The organism is Tunturiibacter empetritectus (assembly GCF_013410875.1).
GTDB lineage: Bacteria > Acidobacteriota > Terriglobia > Terriglobales > Acidobacteriaceae > Edaphobacter > Edaphobacter empetritectus.
Map to the genome: position 1 here is coordinate 1,033,922 of NZ_JACCCU010000002.1, position 11,766 is coordinate 1,045,687.

The 11,766-nt window shown below is 59.2% G+C and carries 13 protein-coding genes; 3 read left to right on the forward strand and 10 right to left on the reverse strand.

The annotated features are described in order from the left end of the window. Positions 1-41: 41 nt before the first annotated feature. Entirely contained in the window at positions 42-692 is a 651-nt protein-coding gene (locus HDF08_RS16510) for a DsbA family protein (RefSeq protein WP_257031186.1), read from the forward strand. 66 nt (positions 693-758) lie between these two features. Here the strand turns inward: HDF08_RS16510 and HDF08_RS16515 are convergent, their stop codons facing one another. The 5 genes from HDF08_RS16515 to HDF08_RS16535 all read right to left on the reverse strand — a co-directional run bounded on the left by HDF08_RS16515 (position 759) and on the right by HDF08_RS16535 (position 5,633). Further along, positions 759-1,430 carry a class I SAM-dependent methyltransferase gene (locus HDF08_RS16515; RefSeq protein ID WP_353069801.1) on the reverse strand — a complete coding sequence of 224 codons (672 nt, stop codon included), beginning with the start codon at positions 1,428-1,430 and terminating at the stop codon, positions 759-761. A gap of 161 nt (positions 1,431-1,591) precedes the next feature. Then, complete coding sequence (locus tag HDF08_RS16520; RefSeq protein ID WP_257031187.1) at positions 1,592-2,656, reverse strand: radical SAM protein; 1,065 nt, start codon at positions 2,654-2,656, stop codon at positions 1,592-1,594. A gap of 177 nt (positions 2,657-2,833) precedes the next feature. Then, the gene (locus tag HDF08_RS16525) at positions 2,834-3,829 is read right to left on the reverse strand and encodes a PDZ domain-containing protein (protein ID WP_179639687.1); all 996 of its coding nucleotides are present in this window, start codon (positions 3,827-3,829) and stop codon (positions 2,834-2,836) included. Between the two features lie 62 nt (positions 3,830-3,891). Continuing rightward, positions 3,892-4,842 carry a HEAT repeat domain-containing protein gene (locus HDF08_RS16530; protein WP_257031188.1) on the reverse strand — a complete coding sequence of 317 codons (951 nt, stop codon included), beginning with the start codon at positions 4,840-4,842 and terminating at the stop codon, positions 3,892-3,894. Between the two features lie 134 nt (positions 4,843-4,976). Continuing rightward, complete coding sequence (locus tag HDF08_RS16535) at positions 4,977-5,633, reverse strand: RNA polymerase sigma factor (protein WP_179639689.1); 657 nt, start codon at positions 5,631-5,633, stop codon at positions 4,977-4,979. A gap of 432 nt (positions 5,634-6,065) precedes the next feature. Here HDF08_RS16535 and HDF08_RS16540 point away from each other — a divergent pair, with 432 nt between their 5' ends. Further along, positions 6,066-6,752 carry a ribonuclease HI family protein gene (locus HDF08_RS16540; protein ID WP_179639690.1) on the forward strand — a complete coding sequence of 229 codons (687 nt, stop codon included), beginning with the start codon at positions 6,066-6,068 and terminating at the stop codon, positions 6,750-6,752. A 9-nt stretch (positions 6,753-6,761) separates the two neighbouring features. On the opposite strand, the gene HDF08_RS16545 is transcribed toward HDF08_RS16540, so the two are convergent. Next, complete coding sequence (locus HDF08_RS16545; RefSeq protein ID WP_179639691.1) at positions 6,762-7,172, reverse strand: OsmC family protein; 411 nt, start codon at positions 7,170-7,172, stop codon at positions 6,762-6,764. Positions 7,173-7,379: 207 nt separating this feature from the next. Further along, entirely contained in the window at positions 7,380-7,850 is a 471-nt protein-coding gene (locus HDF08_RS16550) for a MarR family winged helix-turn-helix transcriptional regulator (RefSeq protein WP_179639692.1), read from the reverse strand. Between the two features lie 113 nt (positions 7,851-7,963). Between HDF08_RS16550 and HDF08_RS16555 the strand changes: the two genes are divergently transcribed. After that, entirely contained in the window at positions 7,964-9,832 is a 1,869-nt protein-coding gene (locus tag HDF08_RS16555) for a TonB-dependent receptor plug domain-containing protein (RefSeq protein ID WP_179639693.1), read from the forward strand. 126 nt (positions 9,833-9,958) lie between these two features. Here the strand turns inward: HDF08_RS16555 and HDF08_RS16560 are convergent, their stop codons facing one another. From HDF08_RS16560 to HDF08_RS16570, 3 genes are all read right to left on the reverse strand, one after another. Beyond that, the gene (locus HDF08_RS16560; protein WP_179639694.1) at positions 9,959-10,414 is read right to left on the reverse strand and encodes a hypothetical protein; all 456 of its coding nucleotides are present in this window, start codon (positions 10,412-10,414) and stop codon (positions 9,959-9,961) included. A 228-nt stretch (positions 10,415-10,642) separates the two neighbouring features. Continuing rightward, entirely contained in the window at positions 10,643-11,107 is a 465-nt protein-coding gene (locus HDF08_RS16565) for a hypothetical protein (RefSeq protein WP_179639695.1), read from the reverse strand. A 37-nt stretch (positions 11,108-11,144) separates the two neighbouring features. Continuing rightward, positions 11,145-11,612, reverse strand: a complete 468-nt coding sequence (locus HDF08_RS16570) for a GatB/YqeY domain-containing protein (protein WP_179639696.1) — start codon at positions 11,610-11,612, stop codon at positions 11,145-11,147. Positions 11,613-11,766: the final 154 nt, after the last annotated feature.

Genomic DNA, 11,766 nt, shown 5'->3' on the forward strand with positions numbered 1-11,766 from the left:
CTTCGGCTCCCTCCCTCGGCTAAAATACAAAAGATAATCCTATGCGTCTTATACCAATGAACCGCATCCTCCTCGCCGCAGCCCTGCTCCTCGCCATTCCGGTCGGCATCCCGGCCCTTGCCCAGGGTTTTAAAGACACCTCAATGCTTCGCGCTCCCGCCGGATCTCAGGTCGCCATCTACGACTTTGAAGACCTCGAGTGCCCCGCCTGCTCGCACGCATTCCCCATCGTCCATGCGGCTGTGGAGAAATATAAGATTCCCCTTCTCCGCCACGACTTCCCCCTGCGAATGCACGTCTGGAGCTTTGACGCGGCTGTGATCGCCCGCTACATTCAGGACAAGATCTCGCCCCAGGCCGCCGAAGAGTATCGCGGCGCCGTCTTCGCCAACCAGATCTCCATCGCCTCAAAGGAAGATCTCAACGCCTTCACGCAAAAGTACTTTCAATCTCACGGTCGCGTGATGCCGTTCGTCATCGATCCGAACGGTCTCTTCGCCGCCGAGGTGCACGCTGACCAAACCTTGGGCGAACGAGTCGGCCTCACCAAGACCCCGACCATCTTCATCGTCACCCACAAGGGCTTTGTCGAGGTCAATGATGTCACCCAGCTCTACGCCATGCTGGACAATGCGATCGCAGAGAACCCGGCACCTGCAGCAGCCAAGCCGAAGACCACCGCCCACAAGTAACGATTTCTGTCACAAAACCAAAAGGCCCGGAAATCCCGGATCTTTTTCTGCAATGTGACCTTCCGCTCATCGAACCTGAAAGATCAAAAAGTAATCCTGCCCGTCCGCCTTGGTAAAGTCATAGGTCCCAACCAGCCTGTACCCGGCCTGGCCCATCTCCTTCACCACTACCTCGTGGTTCAACCCATGATCCGCTCCATTGCCGTTGCGGTCGATGATCCCCACCTTAGCTCCCGGTCGCAGCGCCTTCTGCAGCACCTTCATCGTCGGCACAGGATGCACGATCTCGTGGTAAACCTTCAACATCAACACCGCATCCACGCTTCCCCCCGGCAGCCGCGGATCGTCCGGACTCCCCAGCACCGTCCGCACATTCGGCAGATTCTCCTTCAACGCTCTCTTGCCGATGTATTCGATCGCTAGCGGATTGATATCCTCTGCAATCACCACGCCCGCCGGTCCCACCCTGCGCGACGCACGCACCGTAAACCACCCCGAGCCTGCACCGATATCTGCGACATTCTTTCCCGGTACAATTCCCAGCAGATCCATCACGCGCTCGATCTGCAGCTTCTTATCCCGATCCGGATACTCGAAGATGGAAAGATCGCCAGAGTACGGAGTGCTGGTAGGCCGCTGCGTCACGTCTTCGGTTGGATCGGGCGAGGTCGACATCCCCACGGTTGCCTTGTCGAGGGTGCGCTGCGTTCCCGCCCCGGTCTGCGCGCGAGAAGGCACGCAAACTCCGACCGCCAAAACTGAAATCAGAAGACCTCGGCCCATCCCAAGCCGCGACGTACCACTCGAAAGCATCATTCCAACAGAATCCACCAATTTAGCGGCTGAAGCAATCGCGGTCAGTCGTCTGTTACAACCTCACCAACATCGCCACCGCACGGTCAACGAATCTGTACCAGCTCCGCGTCCGCTCCATGCCCCGATGCACCAGGCGTCACCGACGAGGTCTGCGGCGCGCGCCAGTGGTCGATGTAGCTTACCTGGTGTACACAACTGATCGTGCAGCTCGGCGCGCAGCTCTTCTCCGTCAAAAACTCCCGCTTCACATCTGCAGTCTGATACTGCGCCAGCGGCACCGCCGGATATCCACGCTGCTGGCTGCAATAGTGCACCAGCCCGTTCTCGCAGATATACACATACCGTCCGCCCGCCCGGCAACGCCAGTCATTCGTCTTCCCGTTGGCAATCGCCTCCTGGAAGTGGTTGAACCGCGAGTAGCTCCGCCGCGTCAGGTTCCGCACCTTGTCCCAGACCGTGCGCTCGGCCTCGCCCAGCGGCTTCAACTGTCCGCTGCCATCATGAATGATCCCGATCGTAGAGCTGAACCCCAGCGCCAGCGCTCGCTCACTCACCGTCAGCGCATCATTTGGATTCGCAATCCCACCACCCACCACAGAGTTGATATTCACATGAAAGTCCGCATGCTCGGCCAGCATCTGCAGCTTCTTGTCCAGCACCTTCAGACTCTTCTTCGAGACCTCGTCCGGCATCACGTTATCGATCGAGATCTGCATATGATCGAGCCCGGCTTTATTCAGCCTCTCGATCCGGTCTGGCATCAGCAGATACCCGTTTGTGATCATCCCCGCAATGGCGCCCGTCTTCCTGATTCGCGCAATAATCTGATCGAGATCCGGATGCAGTAGCGGCTCGCCGCCCGAGATCGTAATCACCGAAGTCCCCAGCCGCCCCAGATCGTCGATGCGTCGCAGCATCTCCTCCAGTGGCACCGGGTCCGAGTGGTCGTCGTACTCATTGCAGTAGGTACAGGCCAGATTGCATCGCCGCATCGGCACAATGTGCGCCATGTATGGATGCCCGGTCGAAAGCACCGCCGACCCGATCGAACCCAGCTCACGCAGCTTGCGCGTCACTGCCTTCCAGCGGCGCCTGGCAGTCATCGGACGGCTGCCGTTCACCACGGCAGTTGTAGGAGCAGAAGACATATCAGCTTAAGTATATCGAAGTGTATGCCAATCTCCTCCTTCCCCAACGAGAGGACCGGCAAATCCGCGCGAAAAGACCAGAAATTATGTCTCGGCTACCTGCCAAAGAACTCGCGCCTATCACCCAGATAGAGTTCTGCTAAAAATCCTGCTGAGTCTTCCGAACCGCACTTCGCCCTACAACTTGGCCAGCAGTTCGCGGGTATATTGGCTTGTCTCGCCAAACAACTCCTCCAGCCCAAACCCCGGAAGCACACACGAGCGCTTCTTGGTATCCGGCGTCAGCGTCAGCGTCTGCTCCTGCTTGTCACGAATCACCACCACCGGCACCGGCCGGCCCCGGTTGTCGTGGATCGTCTTCGTCCAATCGGTTCCGCTCGAAACCGCGATCAAGTTAACCCGCACCACCACATCTCCCGCTTTCAACCCAGCCTGCTCCGCCGGACTGTTGCCGTCGACGCTCCGTACCAGCAACCCCGCTCCACCCTCTGCGCCAAAAAAACCCGCAAGCTGCGGCCCCATCACCTCAAGCTGAGCGCCAGTGTAAGACGAACTCAGAATCATATTCATCGCCAGCATCTCGCGATGCCCCTTGGGAATCGTTGTTGTGCCGGACGATGTTGAAGCGCCCATAAAACTATTGCCACCGCGCACAGCCCCTGAAGGTCCATCACCCGGCGCCGGAACTGTGTAGTGCTGGTCCCAAGCCTGCTGCCCCACCGTTCGCCGATCCGCCATCTGCATGGTCATCGTCATCGTCTGCCCATCGCGGCTTACCACGAAGCTCACCGTCCGCCCCACTGGCTGATCGCGCAGCATCCGCTTGAACTGCTCCTGGCCGTCGATCGCCTGGCCGTTCATCTGCAGAATCACATCATGCATCCGCATCCCTGCCTTGCATGCCGGCCCATCGTGATCGAGGCTCACAATCTCCGCCCCGCGCGCCTCTTTCATCCGAAGCGAACCAACCTGATCGTCGTTCACGTCGCGTGCCTCCACCCCGAGGTACCCCTGCGCCGCGTACTTATGCGAACTGCCCTCCATCGCTCCTTCGAGCACCGTGCGCGCAGACCAGAAAGGAAGACCCTGTGCCACGAGTGAGTTCTGCGGACCAGCCGTCCCAGCCAGCGCCACAAACCCCGCCACAACTCCCAATGACCTGCGGTATTTCATTCGCCTACCCTCATCCGCACCATCTCTCGCACCCGGTGATCGAGCGCACTTTCCTGCCTTGTCTACTGAATATCTGCGGAGCCCTGCAGCGCGTTATACGATGCTGTCCGAATATACGGGTTGGCGTCCTGCGTCGAAACCGTTCGCAGCACCTGCCGCACGCTCGAGTCTGACTGGACCGGCTCCAGCAACCCAATCGCGGTCTTCCGAACCTGCGCATCTGAATCATGCATCACAGCTTCGAGCACCGCGTCGCGGACGTGCTGATCCTGTCCCACAAACCGCTGCAATCCCTCGAGCGCCGTCATTCGAACCCCGGCATCCTGGTCATATCGCAGCGACACCATCAGCGCACTGCGAATCTCTTTACCGTCTACCGCGGTCGGCTGACACGCATGCCCGGACTTGCATTCGTTCGTCAGCAACGCAACCGAATCCTTCCGCACTGTATCGGCGCCAGCCACGCCGGCGGCACGTGTGCCCACCATTAACAGGTTCCGGATCTCCGGGCTGTCCAGCGACCCTTCCATCGTCTCGGGAACCACCCTGTTGTACTTCACCTGCACCAGCTCCGAGTTCGGCGTCTGCACAATCCCGGTCACATTCGCGATCACGCCTTTATCCACGCCTTCATCAGGACCCGTCACAATCACAGGCTTCTGAGGCTTCGGCGCATGAGCCACCTGGTAGCGCAGCGTAAAGTTTCCCGCCAGAAACCCTACTCCCAGAAGCAGCGTCGCAAGCGCCGGCGCACCTTGCACATGCCCCAGCCAACGATAAAAATGTGTCCTCAGTTGAGTAAGAAACCCATGCGGCTCAATCATGTCCAGCTCGTCGTCGAGCCGCATTCGCGATTGCGCCAGAAGATTCGGCGATGGCTCCAGCACCGGCAGCAACGCCAACCGCTCTTCAAACATATGGAACGCCTCCAGCTCCGCGCGGCAACCTTCGCACTCGGTCAGATGCTGTTCCAGTCCCCCAGCCAGCTCATCGGGCAGCTCGCCGTAGTTCAACAAAACGATACAGTCTCTTGCGCTCTCACACTTCATTGTCCTACCTCAGCCAGCCTCAAATTTTGCTTGTTCTTCGTAGGCTCTACGTGCGCCCTTGTAAAGTCATCCCTAACCTACCGCACCCACACCGGCTTCTACCGAAGCTCCGCCAGATTAGCCCGCAGCTTTCGCGTGGCCCGGAACAGCGTATTCTTAGCCGTCTCTTCCGTCGTGCTCAACATCTCCCCGATCGTCCGCAGCTTCAGCCCCTGGTAGTGCTTCAGCTCGAAGACCGTTCGCTCCCTGGGTGTCAGCTTGCTCAAAGCCTCGCCGATCCGCTCACTCATCACCTTCCGGTCCAGCTCCCGCCCAGGGTTCGCCATAGCCCGGTCGTCGGTGATATTGGCCATCAGGTCCATCTCATCGCCACTGGCATCCAGCACCGTCGCCGGATCCTCCCTGCGGCTCTTTCGCCGACGCAACTGGTCCAGGCAAAGGTTTGTCACAATCCGGTAAAGCCACGTGTAAAAGCTGCACTCGAACCGAAAGTTCCCCAGGTGGCGATACGCCTTAATGAAGGCCTCTTGGTGGACATCCTGCGCATCCTGCTCATTACCGAGCATATGCAGCGCCAGCCGAAGCACAGACTGGTCATATCGCCGCACCAAAGCGTCGAACGCCGTTCGCTGGCCCTTCTGCGCCTCGCGAATCAACTCGTCGTCTTCGGTTCGCTGCTGCGCCCGTGCATCGAGCTGCGCCTGCGTCAGCTTGCCGCCGTTCCGGGTTCCAGGTTGAGCCGCTGCTTTTGCCATCGCTGGCAACGATTCTACCGCTGTTGCCCCTAATAATCCCGTGGCAAACGGGCTAACGTGCCGTTTTCGGAGCCCCACAGCGAGCGGAGAAGACAACTCCCCGCCAGGATTCAACCCAGCGACTTCTGCATTCATCGTTCTGACTCCGGAGTCAGGAAATCAAAGTACACCCCGATAGACCCCCGAACTTCCAAAAGGTGAGCGCAAAAAGATCCCACGAAAGAGGCATCCCCCCACCAAACCGCATAGCATTGCCATCCCTACAAATACTCACTATCTACAAAAATGCTCGTCATCTCGACCGGAGGCGGCGCAATTTGCCGCCGTAGTGGAGAGACCCCCGCATTTCGCACTTACCTTAGCCATAATTCCAGGAGCTCCGATTCATCACGCCGCCGAATTCACGCACGCCACATCCGGTAAACTCACCCAATGCCTCCCCGTCCGACCGCCGTCCCCAGCCTCTTCCCCGAAGCCCCCAGCCCAAATACGCCTACCCCGAAAAAGACCGACTGGATCAACGCCCACTGCGACGGCGGAGCCCGCGGCAACCCCGGCCCCTCCGGATACGGCGCTCTCATCCAGGACGACCACGGCAACGTCCTCGCCGAACTCTCCGAATTTCTCGGGCTTCGCACCAACAACTACGCCGAGTACTCCGGACTCCTCGGCTGCCTGCAATACGCGCTCGACCACCACCACCCCCGCCTCCGCGTCGTCTCCGACTCCGAGTTGATGGTCAAGCAGATCCAGGGCAAGTACAAGGTCAACTCCCCCGACCTCAAACCCCTCTGGCAGGAGGCCCGAAGCCGCATCGCCAAACTCGAAGGCTTCGAGATCACCCACGCCCTTCGCCACAAAAACAAGGACGCCGACCGCCTCGCCAACGAAGCCATGGACCGCGGAATGCGCCGAGGCCCAGCCACCGGCTCAAGCGCCAGCCAGCCCACACCATCACCCATCAAAGCCACCCCCTACCCAAACAAATCCGAAGCCCCGCCCAACCCCTATGCCAAAGCCGACACCATGCTCCGCGGCTTCACCAAAGACGGCGTCGTCCACATCCTCGGCGGAGCCACCCTCCCCGACGGCGTCTTCGTAAAAATCATCCGAGAGTAACTATTCGCTTCAGACGGTCGTGTTTGCGTATTCAATGGTGAAGTCGATCTGGACGGCTTTTTCCAGCATCTTCGAGACCGAACAGTACTTGTTCTTGGAGAGTGCGACTGCGTCTTCGGCGGCCTTCTTTGAGACAGCACCACCAACGTGATAGACCAAACTGATCCGTGTAAAGATACGGGGCGGTTCAGCGGCCTGTTCAGCGGTGGCCGATACAGTAAGGCTGGTCAGATGCTCGCGCTTCTTTTTGAGGATCGACACGACGTCAACGGACGTGCAGGCGCAAAGGGCCATCAGAACCGCCTCCATAGGGGTAGGGCCGTTGGCATGCGCGGCTCCGGCGTCGAAAACGACATGATGACCACTTTCGGAGTGCCCATCAAATTCCATATCCTTTTTCCAAACCGTTTTGGCAATCATAGGTCGCTCCTTCCCGAATTCATTGGACAGTCGATAAGAGCTGGAAATCTTCCGCGAAGGCATCTTCGTCAAGATCATCCACGAATAACGCTCTCTTCCCTAATGCTTTCAGGCGCCCCCCTTTTGGCAGATGAAGGTATTTCGATATACAGATCTTTCCATTCGCATATTCAAAAGACATGGCTTCTCCCTTCAATTTCACCTGCTTCACCGTCCTCGCTCGCCAGCCGCTTCGGCCAAATGCAAGCACAACTCCTCCACGACACGCATCTGTTCCAACATCCCCGCCAGCTTTGCCTCCCCCACATTCTCCTCAAAGTGAGTCTGCATGCGATCGAAGATTCCCGCTACTCGCGCGGCACGCCTCTTGCCCATCGGTTGTAGAACCAACCGGAACGACCGTGCGTCGTCCTCATCGATCCGCCGCCGCACTAATCCCTTCGCCTCAAGCGATGAGACACAATGGCTCACATTCCCCCGAGTCGTCTGAAACGTCTCCGCCAGGTCCGAAGGCTTAATGCCGCCCTTCTCCTCAAAGAAGATAGCAGCCAGCATCAATGCCTCAAACAAGGTCAGTCTCTCATCCCGCAGAATCACATTCAGCGAGATCTCCATCCTCCGAGCGATCCGGCTCGCCTGAAAGATCGGGCTCTGCCGCAAAAACGCTTCAATCCTCAACGCCAGCCCTCCACTAGTTGAGCAATTCAACTATCTAAAAACAGACTAAACTAACTCCTCTTCCCGCCCATTTCAACCGATGATAGTGACAAGATCAAAGCGCATCGCCAACCATGAAAATTTGCCCAGCACATCTTCCCCTACTCTTCTGCCTGAGCGTGGCCATCGCCCAGCAGCCCCAGCAAGCCAACTCCACGCAGCCCCAAACAAAACTCGCCCCCATCGCCGAAAGCATTACCGTCACCACCACCCTCGAACCCCTGCCTCTCGCCGAGAGCGACCGCGCCGTCAATCTCATCTCCCCACGCGACCAGCCTCTCGTCTCAAACTCCGTCGTAGACCTCCTCCGCCAAGACCCGTCCCTCAACCTCCAGGCCCGCGCCGCCAACGGCGTCCAGGCCGACCTCTCCCTCCGCGGCACCACCTTCGAGCAATCCCTCATCCTCCTCAACGGCCTCCGCATCAACGACCCTGAGACTGGCCACCTCAACCTCGACCTCCCCATCCCCCTCGACGCCGTCACCCGCGTCGACATCCTCCACGGTTCGGGCTCCACCTTCTATGGCTCCGACGCCATCGGGGGCGCCGTCAACCTCCTCACCCAATCCCCCGCCCCCGGCCTCGCCATCGTAGCCAGCGCAGGAGCAGGCAGCTTTTACTCCATCGAGCAGCACCTCCGCGCCTCCTACACTCGCGGCCCCATCGCCGAGCAGCTCACCGGCAGCCGCGACACCTCCGACGGCTTCATTCCCGACCGCAACTACAGCAGCAACGCGTTGGCCTCCGAGACCTGGCTCACCCTAAAACCCGGCACCACCGACATCCTCCTCGCCGCCAGCGACCGCCCCTACGGAGCCAACCTCTTCTACGGCCCCTACGACTCATGGGAGCGCACCAAGGGCTGGTTCGCCAGCATCCAGCAACAGCTAGGCCAGCGCACCGCCGCCAGCTACGGCTACCGCCGCCACTCCGACCTCTTCGTCCTCTTCGCCGACCAGCCCCAGATCTACGAAAACAACCACATCACCACCAGCTACGAAGCTGCCCTGCGCCGCGCCGACAACCTCACCCCCAACGCCACCCTCTCCTACGGCCTCGAAGCCGACGGCGACTCCATCCGCTCCAACTCGCTCGGCAAACACGCCCGCAATCAGGGCGCAGGCTACGCCAACCTCAGCCTCCGCGCCCTCGGCCGCTTTTCCCTTTCCCTCGGAGCACGCGACGAAGTCCTCTCCAGCAACGGTAACGTCTTCTCCCCCTCGGTAGCCACCGCCTACACCCTCACTCACACGATCCGCCTCCGAGCCTCCGCCGGCCACGGCTTCCGCCTCCCCACATACGTCGATCTCTACTACGCCGACCCCACCACCATCGGCAACCCCAACCTCAAACCCGAGTCCTCGTGGAGCTACGAGGCCGGTCTCGACTGGACTCCGAACAACGGACGCCTAACCCTTACCGCGACCACCTTCCGCCTCCAGCAAAAAGACACCATCGACTACTCCAAACTCTCCCTCGCCACCCCAGCCCTCACCTTCGCCGAACCCTACCAGGCCGTCAACATCCAGAACCTCAACATCACCGGAGCCGAGACCACACTCCGCCTCCGCCTCACACAAACTCAGAACCTGCAGTTCAGCTACTCAGGAGCCCACGCCGCATCCCCACCCGCCAACCTCATCTCCGAGTACGCCTACAACTACGCCGCACAAAACGCCATCTTCGCGTGGAGTGGTCAACTCCCCGGCCGGCTAGGCCACCAGATCAACGCACACACCCAGGTCAACGTCATCCAACGCACCCAGCACACCGCCTACCCGCTCTCGGACATCGACCTCTCCCGCAACACCGGCCGCATCCGCCCCTACCTGCGCCTGCTCGACCTCAGCAACACCGGCTATCAGGAGATCCCGCAAGTTCCCATGCAAGGCCGTACCATCCTCGCCGGCACCGAGTTCAACTGGACTACTTTGCACCATTAGCCCTGCACAACTTGGGTTCCGAAATGACAGCACTCGGGAACCCCAGATGCGCCGTTTCTACATTCCGGGCTAACCACACCTAACCTTCAATATTTTGAGTCGCATCGCTTTCTGTCAGCCGTCTGGCTACTGCTTGTCGTAAACGTCAAGACCCGCAGTCGGCTTCCCATCCCATCCCACTCCCTTGACTGTGGTCGAAAGCGTCTTCCCGTCCGATGACACAACGGTATGACGCTTCCTGATCTCTTTTCCGCCTTTTGTGAAGGTATTGATGCGGCTGTGAGAGCTGACTAGCTTTGAGCTGACTCCGTCAAAGTCACCCTGCTGCACCGTCCCCGCCCCGCCTTTGATCGGAACCGTATATTTCACCGATATGGGTGAGCCATCACCGGTCGTGCCGGTACCAGTCACCTGAAGACTGTCGCCCTGCTCTTCGATCACAAGCGTCACGTTCTTTGGTGCGGTACCGGTCGTATACTTCGTCTTTGCCGAGTTGAGCGTCCATGTCCCAACGAAGGGATCACTCGCCAGCAGCGGCGTCGCAAACGCTAACAGCACTAAGGCGCACAGAATCTTTCGCATAGTTGTTACCTCGATGGCCGAGGACTATACACCTGCTCGCCGCGCCCACGCAATTCAGAAATCTCCTATTCAGAAGCGCCTGATTTATTTTGCCAACTCCGTCGTTCAAGATCTCGCTCGCAGAGCTTCCATCCGCGCGTCAGGCTCACCATCATCGCAGCTCGGAACTTCAACTGGTAGCGAAGATAGAAGATAGAAGATAGACGCCAACTCACCCGAAATCGAGGATTACATCCGATGAAACGTATGCAGATGTGTCACTTCTTCGATCACAAGAAGAGCGAGCGCCACCGTAGATAAGATCAGCTGAACACGCTCCCTGCGAACCTTACCCGGCGTAAGCGGCTGGAGACGCCACTGCGCCGCGGGACGACTGCGCAGATGCCGAACATGCATCAGGATCGTCAGGTTCAACAAGGCTCCTGCGAGCGCGAAGACGACCATCGGCAAGCGGATCCAGTCTGCATGCAACTTATCCCATCTCTCCCCAGCACCAACCATGCTGGCCAGCGCACTCACTCCAATGACAAGCCGCAAACCATCCAGCGCCGTAAAAAACGTACAGACACTCTGCAACATCACGAAGAACAAGCTCGACCACGCAATCGCACCACGCGCTGCCTCTGCCTCGTTTGAGATCAGCAGCCGCTGAGCGCCTTCAGACTGCGCCGGTTTCACTGGAGCGATCAACATGAACTCTAACTCCTCATGGCAAAAACCATCCTTCGCCCTACTTCGCCAGCTCCGTCTTCACCATCTCACTCACCAGCTTCCCATCCGCTCGCAGGCCATCCGCCAGTATCCGCTGCTGCACCACCCGCATCAGCGGGCCCATATCCTTCGGCCCCGGTCGTTTCCCATCCACCGTCAATGAATCGATCGCACCCAGCACCACGCCGCGAATCACATCCTCGCCCGCGGCCTGCGGCAGATAGCCCTCGATCATCCCAATCTCCGTCTGTTCCTTCTCCGCCAGCTCCGGCCGTCCGCCCTTGGTGAACGACTCCACGGACTCTCTACGCTGCTTGATCAGCGTCGTCAGGATCTGCGACTCCTCAGCATCGGTCAGCTTCTCGCGCTTGTCGATCTCTTTATTCCTCAGCGCAGACTTCACCATCCGCAGCGTCGTCAGCTTATGCTCATCCTTCGCCTTCATTGCCACCACAATATCTGTCTGAATCTTCTCGCCAATTGTCATCGCATCTCCATCCAACAATCCCTCCATTATAGGGAAGCCGAGCAACGCGAAGCAGGTACACAAGCACGCCGCCCCAGCGGTCGCATAATAATCATTCCGACCAACGGAAGGACCAAGCGAAGCAGTAAAAAGGCGCGCGAACGCCCGCCCGCCG